General features: G+C 40.9%; 18 protein-coding genes, 1 tRNA gene and 1 pseudogene. 11 read left to right on the top strand and 9 right to left on the bottom strand.

Features of this window, described 5'->3' with window-relative positions:
- From Q7J63_RS10110 to Q7J63_RS10100, 3 genes are all read right to left on the bottom strand, one after another.
- On the bottom strand, nt 1–258 hold a 258-nt coding region (locus tag Q7J63_RS10110), incomplete at its 3' end, for a ribose-phosphate pyrophosphokinase-like domain-containing protein (RefSeq protein ID WP_304885841.1).
- Complete coding sequence (locus tag Q7J63_RS10105) at nt 248–1,729, bottom strand: nicotinate phosphoribosyltransferase (protein ID WP_304885839.1); 1,482 nt, start codon at nt 1,727–1,729, stop codon at nt 248–250. The genes Q7J63_RS10110 and Q7J63_RS10105, both read right to left, overlap by 11 nt.
- Nucleotides 1,730–1,957: 228 nt before the next feature.
- Complete coding sequence (locus Q7J63_RS10100; protein WP_304885845.1) at nt 1,958–2,764, bottom strand: DMT family transporter; 807 nt, start codon at nt 2,762–2,764, stop codon at nt 1,958–1,960.
- Nucleotides 2,765–2,956: 192 nt separating this feature from the next.
- Between Q7J63_RS10100 and Q7J63_RS10095 the strand changes: the two genes are divergently transcribed.
- Nucleotides 2,957–3,403: a peroxiredoxin gene (locus Q7J63_RS10095; protein WP_304885837.1), complete on the top strand. Its 447-nt coding sequence runs from the start codon at nt 2,957–2,959 to the stop codon at nt 3,401–3,403.
- A 350-nt stretch (nt 3,404–3,753) separates the two neighbouring features.
- On the opposite strand, the gene Q7J63_RS10090 is transcribed toward Q7J63_RS10095, so the two are convergent.
- Nucleotides 3,754–4,437, bottom strand: a complete 684-nt coding sequence (locus Q7J63_RS10090) for an ABC transporter ATP-binding protein (protein ID WP_019598463.1) — start codon at nt 4,435–4,437, stop codon at nt 3,754–3,756.
- Between the two features lie 137 nt (nt 4,438–4,574).
- On the opposite strand from Q7J63_RS10090, the gene sucC reads away from it, so the two are divergent.
- The 3 genes from sucC to Q7J63_RS10075 all read left to right on the top strand — a co-directional run bounded on the left by sucC (nt 4,575) and on the right by Q7J63_RS10075 (nt 6,916).
- The gene (gene sucC / locus Q7J63_RS10085) at nt 4,575–5,801 is read left to right on the top strand and encodes an ADP-forming succinate--CoA ligase subunit beta (protein WP_019598464.1); all 1,227 of its coding nucleotides are present in this window, start codon (nt 4,575–4,577) and stop codon (nt 5,799–5,801) included.
- 38 nt (nt 5,802–5,839) lie between these two features.
- A tRNA-Arg gene (locus Q7J63_RS10080) sits at nt 5,840–5,913 on the top strand.
- 163 nt (nt 5,914–6,076) lie between these two features.
- Entirely contained in the window at nt 6,077–6,916 is an 840-nt protein-coding gene (locus tag Q7J63_RS10075; RefSeq protein WP_304885835.1) for a universal stress protein, read from the top strand.
- A 130-nt stretch (nt 6,917–7,046) separates the two neighbouring features.
- Here the strand turns inward: Q7J63_RS10075 and Q7J63_RS10070 are convergent, their stop codons facing one another.
- Nucleotides 7,047–7,955: a DUF3078 domain-containing protein gene (locus Q7J63_RS10070; protein WP_304885833.1), complete on the bottom strand. Its 909-nt coding sequence runs from the start codon at nt 7,953–7,955 to the stop codon at nt 7,047–7,049.
- A gap of 210 nt (nt 7,956–8,165) precedes the next feature.
- On the opposite strand from Q7J63_RS10070, the gene Q7J63_RS10065 reads away from it, so the two are divergent.
- The 5 genes from Q7J63_RS10065 (at nt 8,166) to Q7J63_RS10045 (ending at nt 10,485) form a co-directional block, all read left to right on the top strand.
- Nucleotides 8,166–8,753, top strand: coding sequence for a DUF4136 domain-containing protein (locus Q7J63_RS10065; protein WP_019598467.1), 588 nt, complete (start codon nt 8,166–8,168; stop codon nt 8,751–8,753).
- Nucleotides 8,754–8,946: 193 nt separating this feature from the next.
- On the top strand, nt 8,947–9,303 hold the full coding sequence (locus tag Q7J63_RS10060) for a response regulator (protein ID WP_019598468.1): 357 nt from the start codon (nt 8,947–8,949) through the stop codon (nt 9,301–9,303).
- A 117-nt stretch (nt 9,304–9,420) separates the two neighbouring features.
- A complete protein-coding gene (locus Q7J63_RS10055) occupies nt 9,421–9,930 on the top strand; it encodes a hypothetical protein (RefSeq protein ID WP_019598469.1) in 510 nt (169 codons plus the stop codon).
- Between the two features lie 71 nt (nt 9,931–10,001).
- Nucleotides 10,002–10,208, top strand: coding sequence for a hypothetical protein (locus tag Q7J63_RS10050; RefSeq protein ID WP_019598470.1), 207 nt, complete (start codon nt 10,002–10,004; stop codon nt 10,206–10,208).
- Nucleotides 10,209–10,332: 124 nt separating this feature from the next.
- Entirely contained in the window at nt 10,333–10,485 is a 153-nt protein-coding gene (locus Q7J63_RS10045; protein ID WP_019598472.1) for a hypothetical protein, read from the top strand.
- Nucleotides 10,486–10,544: 59 nt separating this feature from the next.
- Here the strand turns inward: Q7J63_RS10045 and Q7J63_RS10040 are convergent, their stop codons facing one another.
- The gene (locus tag Q7J63_RS10040; RefSeq protein WP_026333707.1) at nt 10,545–12,107 is read right to left on the bottom strand and encodes a peptide MFS transporter; all 1,563 of its coding nucleotides are present in this window, start codon (nt 12,105–12,107) and stop codon (nt 10,545–10,547) included.
- A gap of 311 nt (nt 12,108–12,418) precedes the next feature.
- Between Q7J63_RS10040 and pckA the strand changes: the two genes are divergently transcribed.
- Together pckA and Q7J63_RS10030 are read left to right on the top strand one after the other, a co-directional pair.
- Nucleotides 12,419–14,029, top strand: coding sequence for a phosphoenolpyruvate carboxykinase (ATP) (gene pckA, locus Q7J63_RS10035; protein ID WP_370691886.1), 1,611 nt, complete (start codon nt 12,419–12,421; stop codon nt 14,027–14,029).
- Between the two features lie 225 nt (nt 14,030–14,254).
- Nucleotides 14,255–14,689 carry a peptidylprolyl isomerase gene (locus tag Q7J63_RS10030; RefSeq protein WP_019598475.1) on the top strand — a complete coding sequence of 145 codons (435 nt, stop codon included), beginning with the start codon at nt 14,255–14,257 and terminating at the stop codon, nt 14,687–14,689.
- 228 nt (nt 14,690–14,917) lie between these two features.
- Here the strand turns inward: Q7J63_RS10030 and Q7J63_RS10025 are convergent.
- The 3 genes and pseudogenes from Q7J63_RS10025 to Q7J63_RS10015 all read right to left on the bottom strand — a co-directional run bounded on the left by Q7J63_RS10025 (nt 14,918) and on the right by Q7J63_RS10015 (nt 17,902).
- A pseudogene (locus Q7J63_RS10025) lies at nt 14,918–16,204 on the bottom strand (NupC/NupG family nucleoside CNT transporter).
- Nucleotides 16,205–16,322: 118 nt separating this feature from the next.
- Nucleotides 16,323–16,928: a bifunctional nuclease family protein gene (locus Q7J63_RS10020; RefSeq protein WP_304885826.1), complete on the bottom strand. Its 606-nt coding sequence runs from the start codon at nt 16,926–16,928 to the stop codon at nt 16,323–16,325.
- 5 nt (nt 16,929–16,933) lie between these two features.
- Nucleotides 16,934–17,902: an electron transfer flavoprotein subunit alpha/FixB family protein gene (locus Q7J63_RS10015; RefSeq protein WP_304885823.1), complete on the bottom strand. Its 969-nt coding sequence runs from the start codon at nt 17,900–17,902 to the stop codon at nt 16,934–16,936.
- Between the last annotated feature and the right edge of the window lie 19 nt (nt 17,903–17,921).

Genomic DNA, 17,921 nt, shown 5'->3' with positions numbered 1-17,921 from the left:
CAGAAAGATGGATTTTGCGCCATATTTAATCAAGGCATAAGCAAGGTCATAAATTTCTAGGGTATCGGTATCTGCCACGGTTCCTCCGATCAAGACCACATCCCTACCACTCACATCCGTCTGGATTCTTTGGTACCGCTCGCCATCGGGAAATAACTTAACCTCTATTTTCCCTTTTTCAAAGTCGCCCAACAACAAGACTTCATCTCTTAAATAGCGGTAAGATTGAATACTGAATATGATTTTTTTATTCTCCATTGTAGTTCTTCATTTTAAATACCAAGTCAGTCCTTAACTGATACAGGGATTCTTCCAATCCAACTGGATAGGTGTGTGGATTTACCAATCTTTTGTGCGCTTTATCGAAATAGGAAAGGTTTGTCTTCGCTCTTTCTCGGATGGTGTGGATATCGGGTATTTTGTAAATCATTTCACCATTCCTGAAAATAGGCTTCAGCAAAATTTCCTGGTCCATTCCCTTGGTAAAGATTTTCTTTCTTTTGGTCGGATCCACCGGATCGATAATGACAAAAGTTTCCTTGTCAATATCTTCCCCCTCCAGGTAAATCATGTCTGCTACCACCTTATCGTTTTTCGAATACCGAATAACCTCTTGATTTCCTGGAATATTAATTTTGATGGTTTGTTGGGAGATCTTTATTTTGGGCTCCCATTGGCCATCTTCTGACTTGATGGCGGCAAGTTTATAGACTGCCCCAAGCGCCGGCTGGTCATAGGCTGTCACCAATTTGGTTCCAATACCCCATGTGTCGATCGTGGCTTCTTGGGATTTCAAGGAGGCAATTATGTGCTCATCGAGATCGTTGCTCGCAACAACTTTGGCATTTGGAAAACCCGCTTCATCCAGCATTTTGCGGGCAACATTGCTGAAGTAGGCCAGATCACCAGAGTCTATCCTCACCCCTTCCATTTCATTTCCTGTTTCCCTCAACTGCTTCCCCACTTGAATGGCATTTTTGATCCCATTGACCGTGTCGTAAGTGTCGACAAGAAATACGCATTTGTCAGGGAAAGCTGCTGCATAGGCCTCAAATGCAGCGATTTCGGTGCTGAAGGCCATGATCCAACTGTGGGCATGTGTGCCCGAAACTGGAATATCAAATAATTTTCCCGCCATCACATTGCTTGTTGCCGAGCATCCTCCGATATAGGAAGCACGGCTGGCAGCCAATGCACCGTCAATTCCCTGCGCTCTTCTCAAACCAAATTCCAGCACGGCATCCCCTTTTGCCGCAAAGACAATCCGGGAGGCCTTGGTGGCGATCAGTGTCTGAAAATTAATGATATTCAAAAGGGGAGTTTCAAGCAATTGACATTGCAACAATGGCCCCGTCACCTTGATGATGGGCGAATGCGGGAACACTACCGTACCTTCTTCGACAGCATCAATGTCACATGAAAATTTCATGTTTTGGAGATACTCCAAAAAAGCAGTTTCAAATGTCGGAGAACCATCCTTATTTTTCATCTCCCTCAAATACCCCAAATCCCTCTCGTCAAAAGCAAAATTTCTGCAATAGTCAATGACGTAATCCAAGCCTGCGGCCAAGGTATATCCCCCATGGAATGGGTTTTTTCGAAAAAATAAATTGAAAACTGCTGTTTCCTCTGCCTTTCCTGATTTCCAATAGGCATAGGCCATTGTCAATTGGTAAAAATCCGTCAAAAGGGCCAATGAGCCTTGATAGAGATCTTTTGTGATTTTCATGTTCGAGAAATGAATTTATAATTTTTCAGACTAAACCCAATAAAGCTACCGATTCACGAAATTAATGATCTCTGCGGAATTCGGGTGTTTAAAACAACAAATTAAAAAAATAAGAATGAGCGTTCAACCAATGATTCATCTTTAGGCTTTGGTTGGTAAAAGGAAAGGCTACCCCATAATTGATCGGTCTTATTGATGTGAATGGGGTTCAAAAAAATGAATCTGGATTTACTTTTTAGAAGTGATGTTCAAAATCACCCCAGCCAAAACCAAAATCATCCCCAAATAGGTGTATAAGTTGTGGGTCTCGCCAAAGAAAACAAAGCCAAACCCGAGGGCATAGATAATTCCGATGTAGCTCAAACTTGCCACTTTGGACAAATTGGCGTTTTGGTAGGCCATGGTCATGAAGTATTGGGCAAATTGGGTCAAAAGCCCAATGGCCAAAAGAATCACCCAATCCCAGCCTTGGGGCTGCACCCAAACAAATAAGCTGATCACGGAGGCAATGGGAATGGTGATCAAAGGGAAATAAAACATGATCACCAGCGGATCTTCAGTGGTCTTGAGTTTCCGGATGATGTTATAGGCGATCCCCATCGCAAAAGCCGCGGTAAGACCGATCAGCAAATCCGTTATCGCAATCCTCGGATCATAGCCCTGAATGATGACCACTCCTACGAAAGAGATCGCAAAATAAATGAAACGGCGGGAAGCGACTTTTTCCTTGACGATGAAAATCCCCAAAATCGTGGTGAATATCGGGGCGAGAAAATTGATCGTCACGGCACTTGCCAGAGGGATGGTCTGTAGCGTGTAGAAGAACGCCATCAATCCTACCGAACCTGCAATGCCTCTGAGGATCAAAAGTTTTTTGTTGTTTCCCAAGACGGGAATATTTTTTGATTTGAGGAAAAAATAAGTCAGTATCAAACTGAACACCGATCTAAAAAGAATGATTTCAAGCGCCGGGATATGAGGAATCAGTTTCACTGAAACATTCATAAAGGCGAAAAGAACACCTGCGATCAGCATGTGCTGGATACTTTTTTTGCTCAAAACTTGGGATGGATTATACAGAAAACTAATGGAAAAAGGATTATAAAATCCAATTGGTTCATTTGAGTCGCAAATTTGAGGTAAACAATTGTGTAATCTTTATTGTCTTTTCAAATGGATATTCATTCCACTCACATTTTCCAAAACAATCTAAATAAAGTTTCCTTTATGCCACTTAAAATAGGACAAAAAGCACCGAATTTTACACTCCCATCCACTTCCGGAAAAGATTTTAACTTGGAAAAGGACTGCAAGGGAAAAAGTTGCATCATCTATTTCTACCCCAAAGATTTCACCAAGGTATGTACTGCGGAAGCTTGTGATTTCCGTGATCAGTTTTCGGCTTTCCGGGACTTGGATATCCCGGTATTGGGGATCAGCCGAGACAGTATCCCCACGCATTTGCGTTTTAAAAAAGAGAACAAACTTCCTTTTGAACTTTTGTCCGATACCAAGGGAAATGTATGCAAAGCATATGACGCCTCCATCCCTATTTTGGGCATGCCAAAAAGAGTCACTTATTTTCTGGACAAAGACCACAAGGTTCAGGGCGCATTTTCTGATCTGTTTGCCTCCAAAAAACACGTGGATGAAATGCTGAAGTTGCTAAAGTAAAACCTCTTTTCCATTTTACAGAAAAGACTCAATTCCTTCAACCGGTTTTCCCTTTGAGCACGTATTGTGGATTACAAAGGCAATTCGGGCCTTTAATTATCAATGATCAATAAGTTGTCAACTATTTTTGATTCCACCCTTTCAATGCCTCGTCATATTGTCCAAATAGTTTGATTTTCTTGCAGTTTAACCCCCTAAGGTATTCTTATGCCTATTTGAGGTTGAATAAATTCGAAAAAGTTAAATATTCAAAGTGGTTATATCCATAATTTAGAAGGCAATATTGTCACCAATTTAAATTGCTCACATCCGGCATGTTCCAAATCCAATAGATAAAGATCAGCATGTCCCTATTGGGATGGCAATTTGGGATTTCGCACTTCACTCAGGATTTTGCCATCGTGCATGGTGAGCATCCTGTCGGCCATTTGTGCCAAGTCCTGATTGTGCGTCACAATGACGAATGATTGCCCGAATTTCTTCCTCAATTCAAAAAACAACTCATGTAAAGACTGCGCATTGTGGGAATCCAAGTTGCCACTCGGCTCATCGGCAAAAATTATTTTGGGATCATTGATCAATGCCCTCGCCACGGCGACTCTTTGCTGCTCACCTCCTGACAACTGTGACGGTTTGTGATCCAACCTGGATCCGAAGCCAAGAAGTTCGGCCAATTCCTTTGCGCGTTCCTTCAATTTCTTTTCGGGAGTTCCAGCGATCAAACCAGGGATCATGATGTTTTCCTCAGCTGTAAATTCAGGGAGCAGGTTATGAAATTGAAAAATAAAACCGATTTCCTTGTTCCTGAATTCGGCCAGCTTGTCCCCCTTCAATTTAGAAATCAAGGCACCGCCAACTTCCACGTCTCCTTCGTCAGCTTGGTCTAAAGTACCAAGAATATGAAGCAAAGTGCTTTTGCCGGCACCGGATGCTCCCACGATCGACACCACTTCCCCAGATTGGATGGTAACATCCACGCCCTTAAGGACATGAAGATCCCCATAATTTTTATGTATTCCTTTTGCGCTTAACATGGAAGAAATTTATTGATCCGAAATTTAAATTACTTTCTTAATTTACCTCAAAAATGCCACAAATTTCCCAAAAAGAGCATAGGTTAATTTGAAAATCAATTGTAAGCGCTTAACTTCGGGCAAAAATTATCACAAGAATGAATATACACGAATATCAAGCAAAGGAAGTTTTAAAGAGTTATGGGGTCGCCATCCAGGAGGGCATAGTTGCCGATACCCCTGAAGCGGCACTAGAAGCGGCCAAAAAACTGAATGCGGAAACGGGTACCTCTTGGTATGTAATCAAAGCACAGATTCATGCCGGTGGACGTGGTAAAGGTAAGATTCAGAGTACGGGTTCAAACGGTGTGGTCTTGGCCAGAGGTTTGGACGAAGTAATGGAGAAAGCCAAAAACATCCTAGGAGGAACCTTGGTCACACACCAAACTGGTCCTGAAGGCAAAAAAGTAAATAAGATATTGATCGCGCAAGATGTGTACTATCCAGGAGCATCCGAGCCAAAAGAATATTATTTGTCCATCCTTTTGGACAGAGCCAAAGGTTGCAATGTAATCATGGCATCTACCGAAGGCGGAATGGACATTGAAGAGGTGGCTGAAAACCATCCAGAAAAAATAATCAAAGAATGGATCGACCCAAAGGTAGGTCTTCAAGGATTCCAGGCAAGAAAGTTGGCTTTCAAACTTGGGCTTGAAGGAACTGCTTTCAAGGGTATGGTGAAATTCATCACCTCCTTATATGAGGCTTACATTGCAACCGATTCTTCTCAATTTGAGATCAATCCAGTATTGAAAACATCAGATGATAAAATCCTTGCTGTCGATGCAAAGGTTAATCTTGATGACAATGCGCTTTTCAAACATAAACACCTTGCCATCCTAAGGGATTTCGAAGAAGAAGATCCTTTGGAAGTTGAAGCCGACAAATACGGTTTGAACTATGTCAAATTGGATGGAAACGTTGGCTGTATGGTCAATGGAGCAGGTTTGGCCATGGCTACCATGGACATGATCAAGCTTTCCGGCGGTGAGCCTGCCAACTTCCTAGACGTAGGTGGCGGGGCCAATGCAACAACAGTAGAAGCTGGCTTCCGTATCATCCTTCAAGATCCAAATGTGAAAGCTATTTTGATCAACGTTTTTGGTGGTATCGTAAGATGTGACAGAATCGCTAACGGCGTAGTGGAAGCTTACAAAACGATCGGTGACATTAAAGTTCCGATTATCGTAAGACTTCAAGGAACCAATGCTGAAGAAGGCGCAAAAATCATAGATGAATCCGGATTGAAAGTATCTTCTGCCATCACTTTGAAAGAAGCGGCGGAGAAGGTGAAAGCCGCAATTCTAGTTCCATCAGAAAAATAAATCCCATTGAATGCTGACTTGTCACCAAGCAGCATCCTGCGTGCGTAGTTCAACTGGATAGAATATCAGATTTCGGCTCTGAGGGTTGAGGGTTCGAATCCTTCCGCGCGCACAAAAGCCTCCCAGTTATGGGAGGCTTTTGTTATTTAAGCTCATTTTTTTATTGTGAATTTTTCTGATTTTAATCACTTTTTAAATATTGCCAAATCTTGTGATATTCCCAGATTAAAATTAACTTTATAATGGTTATTTTTATAATTCTTAATTTTTCGATCATGAACAAAAAGATACTGGTTCCCACAGATTTCTCGGATTGCGCCAACGCTGCTGTTACCTATGCATTTCATTTGGCCAAGAAAACAGAATCCGAATTGATTTTCCTTCACACCATGATCACTCCGGTCAATTGGTCAAAACTTACCAAGGAGCAGGAACTCCTTTTTCCTGAAACGAAATCAAAAATTTCTGAGGCAAAAGAAAAACTCAAAGAACTCATCAAGAAAGCAAATGAGGAGGGATTGACCGCAAAAAAATTACTCATTTACAGCGATGGAAAAGAAAGAATTGAAAAATTTGTCGAATCCGAAAACGCAAATTTGGTCGTCATGGGTTCCCATGGGCAATATGGTTTCAGAGAACATATTCTTGGGACCAATACCTATGGCATGATCAGAAAAGCCAAAGTCCCTGTCATTATCGTCAAAGAGTCCAATACCAAATTGAATTTGGATACTCTTGTGATCTCCACGAATTTCAAGGAAGAATCAGGACCATCTTTTTCGGATTTGGAAAGACTTGCAGAATTTTTAAAGTTAAAATTGAAGATCTTGTTTGTAAACACGCCTACCTATTTCATGGAAACAAATGACATCCTCAAGATTGGTGAATCCTTCCTTTCCACATTCAGCAGTTACCAGCATGACATACATATCCAAGATGCATTCAAAGAAGAGCGTGGGATAATCCAATTTGCTGAAAAAGTAAATGCAGATGCCATCGCCATCATCACCCATGGGAGATCCGATCTCATGCAATATTTTTCCCCGAGTATCACGGAGAACTTGATCACAATGATCGATTTACCTATAATAAGTATAAAGATCCAGAATAAATAAAAAAGCAGGAGAATCTCTCCCGCTCTTTGTATGAAAACTAAACCAACTATTATTTAACTATCCCAATAAAACAAATAAATCAGATAAATCCAAAAAACAGTATAATTATTGTGTCTGAGGAGATTTTCCTTTATTTTTTATTGCTGATCTTGTACAACACACCCAATGCCAAGGCCTGACTATATTGGATCCCCGGATCCATATCAATGTCATACAGATTGATACTGGTAAAAGTCACATCAATAAAACTGGTGATTTTTGCCACCAAAGTCACATCCAATCGGTGATCGATATTCTTGAAAGAAAGCGTTTCATAATTCCCAAACATCTGATACCTGGAATTGATCGTGAAATTCTCACTGATTTGCTTTTTCCAGGTGGCATAAACCAAGAATGCGAGTAATTCGCCCCTGACCTTCTTTCCAGGATCAACACCATAATTATTTGGGACGTTGTTGATGATTTCAGTATTGGTCACAAAGGTTAATCTTGGGGAAAAAGGAGACAATCTCAGCGCAAACTCATCATTGGGCTTGTATTCCAGTCCCAATGAGGTTGTCAAAAAACCTGGGGCAAGAAAACTTGAGATAAGCAAATCATTGCCGTTGTCTCCATACTCGAACCCATCAGCGAACTGGGAAATAAAATTGACCGCTGTAAAATATCCCCAATGGTCTGAGATTTTGTATCCCAACTTTGAATCCAAGAAAATCCTATCCGCCGCCTTCCTTGTACCTTGTCCTTCATTTTTCACAATCCCAAATAGAAACTCCAGGTCATTGTCCCAAGAAATCTTCTCCTTGGCATAATTGGCTTTTCCTGAAATGATGGAGCCGAACGCCACGGAATTAACCCCACCTGATTTCCAGTTTCCACTGAAGGCTGCCTGATTGAAATTGAGCCCAGCGCTGATTTCTGAGTTCCAATAAGTTGTGTCTTTTAATGCCGTCACAGGACTGGGAACAACTTCAATAACGTCCTGCGCTTGAGAAGCATAACCCAACAGTCCAAAGAATAAGATTAAAATCGAATTTTTCATGGTTCCGAAAATTTAAGTTTAGAAAGTATACACAAATAAAATAATAAACAATTTGAAGAAAAAATATAAGCTTTCATTTTGTGTTTTATAATTGAAAATAGCCTTACAGAAAAATTACCTAATCCCGATACCAATAAAATCTATAAATTACAGCACATTGATCCGAAATTCAATTTCAAGCGTTAGATAAGAAGACAAACCGAAATCACAATGAAAATCAATCTATTGAATCCTTATTTTGCACTGATCATTTTCGTTTGCATGGGATGCAGTTCCATCGAAATATTCAAGGAAAATACGGAAATCGCACCTTATAAAGCCTACACCAGTTTTGTACTGATCAATAAAGAAATAGGCATGAAGGGATTTGACGATGACCTTTTGGATGCCCAAGTTTCCCACGACTTACAGGAGCAACTGGAAGCCATCGGCATGAAATATGAGAGAACCAATCCCGACTTGGTCATCCGATATGCCTCAAATGAAGATCTTAGACAAAAGGAGATATACCAAAACAGGTATCCAATGTGGGGATGGAGGGTTTGGGACCCATGGATGTTTGATCCGAGAATGAACAATCGATTCAACACCGTGACCACAAAGGATTATGAGTTGATCCAATTGATCGTGGATTATATAGATCCAAAGGAAGATAAAATCCTAATGCGGCTCACCGCTGTGAGCGAAAGCAACAGCCCAAAGGAAAAAAGGAAAAGACTATCCAAATCAGTCTCTCAGATAGTGAAAACATACCAAGAGCATCTTGACACCTACCTTCCGGAATTAAGAGATAAGTAAATATCAAGTCCTATCCGGAGAATTTTATCAAAATAGGGTCTATCCCTTTCTCACGAAATGCTTGTTTTAATTTTAGAAAAAAAAATAATTGGTTTTAATAAAAATTAATATCGAAGCCATGTTGCAATTCAAAACTATTCCGTTATTTTTGTATTAATAATTTTGCATTTCAAAACATGTATTTTGCATCTTAATGGTTCGGATAGTATTAATCGACGATGATCCCATAAGTACCTTTATTACTGAAAAGCTTATTTTCAACAACATAAAGGTGCCCTGTACAATTTTTAAATTCCAAAGTGCCATAGAAGCACTCAAGGATATTTCCAGTATTAGTCCAAACTACCTTTTTTTGGATTTAAACATGCCGGAAATGACAGGTTGGGATTTTTTGGAAGAATTTGAGCCCAAAACCTATAAGCCGGAAGTTTATATCCTGAGCAGTTCCGTCGATGAAAGAGACATCAATAAAGCTTCAAATTACTCCTTGGTCAAAAAATATTTATCAAAACCACTGATCAAAAAATATATCAAAACCATTTTTAAATAAATCTTCTTAATCATAAATTTTAAAAGGTTCCGTCATTGATAGAGCCTTTTTTTTATGCATTTCTAAAACCTGAATGCCATTTTATGGTTATATTGATAGAACAACAATTGAAGTGAAATGGCAAAAAACAATCTTGATCTCATCAAAGCATTCAGAAAAACGATCGTAAAACTGAAAAATGGGGCACCCTATCAATGGGGCCACATGGGGGCTTGCAACTGCGGAAACCTTGCACAGGAAATCACTCAATTGAGCAAAGCTGAAATCCATCGCTTTGCCATGCAAAGGATGGGTGATTGGAACGAACAGTTGATCGATTATTGCCCCACCAGTGGATATCCGATGGATTTGATGATCGATAAAATGTTGGAAGCTGGATTGACCCTCGATGAATTGAAGCATTTGGAAAGGCTTTCCGACCCAAAAATCCTCAAAGAAATTCCCTTTGAAGAAAGGAATAACCTTCTTAAAAACAGGAAAGAAGATGTAATTCTATATCTCGAAACTTGGACAGGAATTCTTGAAAAGGAATGGCTGGATAGTCAACAAATCCAATTGGAGATCAAGAACCATTTCCTGCCTGATCAAAATCCAAATGGCAAAAAGAAAGCGCTGATCTTGGTGTAAAAAAATATTTTGATTGTTTAGTGAAAATCAATGCAATTAATATATTTGCATCATTAACCAACGTTCACACCATGGAGGATTTTGAAGAGGAATTAGATGATTTCGTAGAAGAAGAGGAAGATGAGTTTGCTGAGCAATTTAAAGACGAGGCATATGACTTGGACGATGACAGTGAGCTTCTCGACGACCATTTTGTAGATTTTGACGACGACGACGACGACGACCTTGAAGACTTCGAAGATGAGGATTTCGAAGACCTTGACGACGAAATTGACTGAGTCAGAAAAACAAAGGCAGATGGAATGGCATTTCCTTCTGCCTTTTTTTGGATCTTTCTTTGAGCAACAAACCTTCTGTATTATCTTTCGAAAAAATTAAGCAATTCATTTAATCCCATATATCATGCTATTACAGATTTTTAATTCCCCAATCGCACCAGGTGCACAATTGTTCCTTTTAATCGTTTGTATCTTGATCGGTGTGGGCGCTGGACTTTCGGCAATGGATGCCCGAAAAAGCCTTTTCAAAAAAGAGGATGACAAGAAAAATCACTGAGTTTATTCGTTAATTTAGAAAAAAAAAGAGAGGACTTTAAAAGTCCTCTCTTTTTTTTTCTAATGGACATTTCCCATCAATTTTCTAATGGGCTTGCTGAGCAGGAGCAAAACCACGCCAGCTCCTATTGCCGTGTAAATGATCATCATGTATTGGTCTGGCATCTGGGCCAAAGCTTCCTCAGTCCCCCCACTTGCCTCGCCAGCGATGATTCCAGCAATCAAATTTCCAAGTGAAACCGAAAGGAACCAAATCCCCATCATTTGCCCTCCATATTTTGCAGGGGCAAGTTTGGTAACCAAACTCAATCCAACTGGACTAAGACTCAGCTCACCGAAGGTGTGAAGCATATAAGTAAAGATCAACCAGGTAGGAGCAGCCAAATCCCCTGACGCCGCAATTTTAGCGGCAAAATACATCACAAAGAAACCAATCCCCAAAAGCAACAAGCCCATTGCAAATTTCAAAGGGGAACTTGGTTCTAAATTTCTTCTTCCAAGCCATACCCACATCGCACCAAATACAGGCGCAAAAATAATGATGAACATGGAATTGACAGATTGAAAATATCCCGCTGGGATTTCCCATCCCAATAAGGATCTATCCGTAAATCGTTCTGCAAATAGATTGAGGGTGGATCCCGCTTGCTCAAAACCTGACCAAAACAAAGCTGAAAATAGAAAGAGGATGGCGATCACCATCACTTTTTTCCTTTCATCCGCATTCAATCCCCCGAAAAGAATCACATATCCCAGGTAAACGAATGCCACGATGGCTATAATTGTCCCAGAAGCATTTGCCAAATCACTGACATTGATCGGAATGATACCCATAAAGAGCAGGGACAAAACAAATAATACTACTGCACCGATGATCAACAGGATTTTTATCAATTTTTTTCTATCCCCAATTTCCTCGTCGGTTTTGAAGGCAATATCCTCACCATAACCCTCCAGGAATTTACTTGTAAATCTGTATTGGATCAGGCCGATGACCATTCCCAATCCAGCCAAGCCAAAACCCAAATGCCAATCGTAGATCGCCAAGGTGCTGCAAGCAATCGGGGCTATCAAAGCGCCAATATTGATCCCCATATAAAAGATGGAGAACCCTGCGTCTCTTTTTGAACTTCCCGCAGGATACAACTGCCCAACTACAGAACTGATATTGGGTTTCAGCAATCCTGTTCCCAAAACAATAAGGATCAATCCCATGAAAAAGGTGTTGGTATCAAAAGAAGAAAGACTTTCCTTTACTTCCGAACCATCCCCGATCAAATTGACCAATCCAGGAAGTGCCATGGTAAAATGGCCCAAGGCAATGATAATTCCACCGTACCACACAGATTTCTTCAACCCAAAAAGCCGATCGGCGAACCAGCCTCCCGGTAATGCCAACAAATAAACCCCCATAGTGTAAAGACCATAGATAGCCCCGGAGGTTTTGTCGTCAAATCCCAAACCTCCATCCACAATGGCTGTGGTCATGAACAAGATCAAAAGGGCACGCATCCCATAATAACTGAACCTCTCCCACATTTCTGTGAAAAAGAGCGTCATCAACCCCTTGGGATGACCAAATATCGTAGGACCTAGGAAGAGATCCTCTCCTACGGATTTCATAGCATTATCTGGGATATTTTCCAAAGTATAATTAAAGTTAATGGGTGGTAGATACGAATGAATTACAATGATAAGAGATTTTTTCATTTCTTGCTACAATTGGTATCGAATTGGCCCAAAGGGAAACCAAACTGATTAAAAATCGAACAGTCTTTGTTTTCCAGCCAAAAACCACAAGTCCAATAGCTATATTTAATTAGCATTAAATCTTTACGTAATCGATTGAATTTGTAAAAAAAGCATTTTTTTGGATAAATGATCTGTCAAGATTTTATATCTTTGAGCAGAAATATAAACCCATTTAAAACTTAATGAATATGGCATATCCGGAGATTAAATCAAGCCAAAAAAGCTTGGCAGAACTAGGTCTTGATAATTCCGACAAAATTTTTAGAAATCTCAGCCCTGCTGAGCTTATAGAACACGCTCTTCTTCGCCAAGAAGGCGTTCTGACCGACACCGGTGCTTTGATGGTCAGCACAGGTGAATTCAGTGGAAGATCTCCAAAAGACAGATTTATTGTCATGGATGCACAAACCAAGGATTCCGTTTGGTGGGGTGATATCAATATTCCCCTTGAAGAAGAGAAATTTGATCAACTCTACAAACAGATGGTTGATTATCTGAAAGACAAAGACCTATTCGTAAGAGAAGCCTATGCTGGAGCGGCACCTGATTACAGGCTAAACCTTACCATTATCAACACCCTGGCATGGCAAAACCTTTTCTGCTACAACATGTTTCTGAGGCCTTCTTCCGAAGAATTGGAGGGATTCCAGACTGACTTTACGATTATTTGCATCCCTGAATTTGAGGCAGATCCTAGTGCGAACGGGACAAGACAAAAGAATTTTGCGATCATCAACCTGTCCAAAAAAATAATCTTGATCGGGGGTACAGCTTACGCAGGTGAAATCAAAAAAGGTATTTTTTCCGTATTGAATTATTTGCTGCCACACGAGCGCAATGTACTATCCATGCATTGCTCATCCAATCTTGGTGACAAAGGCGATACTGCCATATTCTTTGGCCTATCCGGAACGGGTAAGACCACACTTTCTGCAGATCCAAACCGAAGCTTGATCGGCGATGACGAACATGGCTGGAATGATGACACGGTTTTCAATTTTGAAGGTGGGTGCTACGCAAAAGTCGTCAACCTTGAGGAAGAAAATGAACCTGACATTTGGAATGCCATCAAGTTTGGGGCAATCGTGGAAAACACCAAATTTTACCCAGGTACCAGAACTGTCAATTACAGAAACATTGATCTCACTGAAAACACAAGAACGGCCTATCCGATTCATTTTATAAAAAATGCAATGGAACCATCCGTAGGAGGAATACCCAAAAATATATTTTTCCTGACAGCGGATGCTTTTGGAGTGATTCCTCCAATTTCAAAACTGAACAAAAGCCAAGCGATGTATCATTTTATTTCAGGTTATACGGCTAAGGTGGCAGGAACAGAAATGGGAATCACGGAACCCAAAACCACGTTTTCAGCTTGTTTCGGGGCAGCATTCCTCCCCTTGCATCCTACAAAATATGCAACTCTGTTTGGAGAAAAAATGGAGCAGCACGACGTCAATGTTTGGTTGATCAATACAGGTTGGACAGGTGGTCCCTATGGAATCGGTTCTAGAATGAAATTGAAATATACACGGGCGATGATCACCGCTGCCCTCGAAGGACATTTGGATCATGTAGGCTTCAGGAAACACAGTGTATTCGGAGTGGCAATTCCCGAATCCTGCCCCAATGTCCCAAAAGAGGTTTTGAGCCCACGTGCCACATGGGAAGACAAGGACGCCTATGACAAAAAAGCCAGGGAACTGGGACAGTCCTTCATCGCCAACTTTAAAAAATTCGAAGACTATGCCAGCAATGAAATTCTGGCAGGTGCCCCAAGTTGGGAATAAAAACCATAAATAAACCCAAATAATTAAGGGGAGCTTTGCTCCCCTTTTTTGCGGTTTTTTTTCTGAATCGGAACTTCAAATTTTCAAAATTTTGAATAATCTATTTAACCAGCAGTTTTTGCGTGTATATTTGTAACAATTAAATTCAAAAAAAAAATTGAGGATTTTGCGATTCATTTGCATCAAATCACAATCGGATCAGTTTACAATTTTACTAATACCATTATGACTACAGGAGAAATTCACACCGAAAAAGGTGTTATGAAAGTTGAGTTTTATGATGAAGATGCACCAAAAGCTGTTGCGAATTTTATCAAACTTTCCAAAGAAGGATTTTATGATGGATTGAAATTTCATAGGGTAATCCCTGATTTCATGATTCAGGGTGGCTGTCCACAAGGCACTGGCACCGGAGGCCCAGGTTACAAAATTGATTGTGAACTTACCGGAGAACTTCAATACCACGATCGTGGTGTTCTTTCCATGGCGCACGCAGGAAGAAATACAGGTGGATCCCAATTCTTCATTTGCCACAGCAGAAACAACACCAGCCATCTTGACAGAAACCACACATGTTTCGGAAAAGTAGTTGAAGGGTTGGAAACAATTGATCTGATCAAACAAGGTGATAAAATCGAAAAAATCGTAATCCTTGACTAAAAAATAAAAGGCTTAAATCAATTTTAAGCCTTTTATTTTTTTTAAAAATTCAAGTTGGTTCAACCCGTTTTATGCATTATGAACTCAATTCAATAGTATAATTAACTGATGTTCAATTAGTTGTTGTTTTTTTTGACTTCACCCTATTGGTGTCATGAATTTGTCTCACAATAATCTGATTTTTTTGCAGTTTCACCCCCTTAAGGAAAGCCAATGCAAATTTCGGGTTTAACCAAATAGTGCACCTGCAATCGTAGCAGTCATCATACAAGCCAAAGTAGCAGCCAAAAGTGCCCTCATTCCCAATTTCGAAAGATTGCCTTGCTGGTTTGGGGCGATACTTCCAATTCCTCCAACCTGAATAGCGATAGAACTGAAATTAGAAAAACCACATAGTGCATAGGTTGCAATTACGATGGATTTGGGTGCAAGCGTTCCAGCCTCCTTCATTTCAGCCAAACCCAGATAGGCCACAAACTCATTGATGACCGTCTTTTGACCCAGCAAAGATCCTACCTGAAGGGTATCTGTCCATTGAACACCGATTACCCAAGCAAATACCCTAAAAACCTGCCCCAGAATATACTCCAATGAAAAACCAGTAAACTGCCCATCCGTACTGGAAATCACCATTGCATTGAGCCCAGTATAATGTCCTATCAAGCCTGAAAGTATATAGTTCAGGGCCGCAATGACGGCGATAAAAGCCAGAAGCATTCCTCCTACATTCAAGGCAAGTTAGAGTCCATCACTGGCCACTATCGACATGGCGTCGATCAGATTGACACCTAAATTCTCTTCATTTACTTCCAACTTTTCATTTACTTTTTCTTTCTGCGTTTCCGGGATCATGATTTTTGACATTACGATCGCGGCTGGAGCATTCATGATGCTGGCTCCAAGCAAATAGGCTGCAAATTTACTTTGCTCTTCAAGGCTGTCCCCTCCAAGGAAAGCTACATAGCCCGCCAAAACTCCACCTGCGATTGTGGCCATTCCTCCCGTCATCAAGCACATCAATTCGGACCTGGACATGGTGGGAATAAAGGGTCTCACAAGCAAGGGCGCTTCTGTTTGACCCAAAAATATGTTACCTGCAGCCGACAGACTTTCGGCCCCCGAAAGTCTCATGGTCCTGGCCATAACCCAAGCAATGGCGAAAACTATTTTTTGAAGCACTCCCAAATAATACAGCCCGGCAGAAACCGTGGAAAAGAAAATGATCGTGGGTAGAACCTGGAAAGCAAATATAAATCCGAAAGAACTCGTCGCTAAATCCCCAAACAGGAAAGTGGCACCGTCGGAAGAAAAACTCAGGAATTTGACAAAACCCCTGCTCACCAAAGCAAAGATACTGGCAACAAAAGGGACTTTTGTAATGAGGAAACCGAAAATGGCCTGAAGAACCACTCCTATACCTACCAGCCTCCAATCCACAGACTTTCTATGGGATGAAAAAGCAAAAGCCACAAGTAATAATACAAAGATCCCAAGTAAACCTCTAATATATTCCATGAAAGTATGCTAAGCGTATAAATGTTGGGATTTTGATAAATTCTAAAGTGTGGGAAACACCAGCTGTTGGGCACATAAAGCTAAATTGAAAAGCCTGGTAGAGGCCAGGCTTTTCAATTCAATTCCTTTTGTTGATCTCGTCACGGATCCGAGCGGCTCTTTCGTAGTCTTCGTTTCCGATGGCCTCATCCAAAAGTTGGTTAAGCTTATCAAGACTGAAATCTTTCAGCGAGTCCGCGGGTTTACCCGAGGTTACGCTACCTTGACGAGAAGCTTTGCTTGGCTTTTTCGACTCCTTTTTTTCCTCCTCCTCGTTGAATTCAATCGCAGCTTCTGACATCACGCTTTCGGCGCAGAATATCGGTGCATCAAATCTCACCGCTATCGCAATCGCATCAGATGGTCGAGCATCCAATTCAATCGATTTTGAACTGTTCCTACATACGATTTTGGCAAAGAACACTCCCTCTTTCATCTCTGAAATCAGGATTTGCTCAATTGAAAAATTAAAATTGGAGGAAAAGGCCTTGAACAGATCATGGGTCATCGGCCTGTTGGGGACAATTTTTTCTATCTCAATAGCGATTGCTTGGGCCTCAAACATACCAATGACAATCGGCAATCTTCTTATACCGCCAACTTCCCCCATGACCAAGGTAAACGACCCAGATTGGGAGTGATTTGATGATAAGCCAAGAATTTCTAATTCGACAGTTTTATCCACGGATGTTATTTTATAGCTTTTATTGCTGAAGTTAATTTTGGCAACACCTCAAATGCATCTCCTACGATTCCGTAGTCAGCAGCTTTGAAAAATGGCGCCTCAGGGTCTTTGTTGATCACCACGATGCACTTTGATGAATTGACACCTGCAAGATGTTGAATAGCACCCGAAATTCCAACTGCTAGGTATAAACTAGGTGCAACTTTTACTCCGGTCTGTCCAACGTGTTCGTGATGAGGTCTCCAACCGATATCCGATACAGGCTTGGAACATCCCGTTGCAGCGCCCAATTCTTTGGCCAAATCTTCTATTAAGTTCCAGTTTTCCGGACCTTTCATTCCCCGGCCACCAGAAACCACAATGTCTGCTTCTGGCAAAAGAATTTCGCCTGTTGCTTTGTCAGTCGAGATAATTTTGGTGCTAAAATTATGGTCATCAAGATTCAACTCCAATGTTTCCACTACAGCCGCAGCACCGTCTGTTTTTAAAGGAACCGCGTTCTTTTTGACGGCAAGGATTTTATTTTCCGAAGTCATTTCCGTCTGCGCAAAAGCTTTTCCTGTATAAATACTTCTTTTTACTTTAAAACCTGAGGAAGTATCAGGCAATTCCACAACGTTGGAAACCAAACCAGCATTTAACTTAATGGAAAGACGAGCCGCCACTGCATCTCCCAAGGAAGATTTAGCCATAACGAGTGTCTTCGCCCCTATTTTATTAAACACTTGAGCAACTGCTTCTGCATGTGCTTGGATGATTCCAGAAGTCAGTCTGCTGTCTTTTACATGAAGGACTTTGGAGGCTCCTGCAGTACCCGTTTTGGTCAATTCGTCATCGGCAATGTCACCCAAAGCAACGGCAACGACTTCTCCCCCTCCGATTTTCTCCGAAAATGCTTTTGCAAAGGAAAGTGCCTCTAAACTTGATTTTTTGATTGCACCTTCCGATTGCTCTATATATACTAATATGGACATGATTATCTGATTTTTTGGA

Origin of the sequence: Rhodonellum sp. (assembly GCF_030656585.1) — a bacterium.
Lineage (GTDB): Bacteria > Bacteroidota > Bacteroidia > Cytophagales > Cyclobacteriaceae > Rhodonellum > Rhodonellum psychrophilum.
Note: the sequence above shows the minus strand (reverse complement) of the source record. Positions and strands in the feature narration are given on the sequence as shown.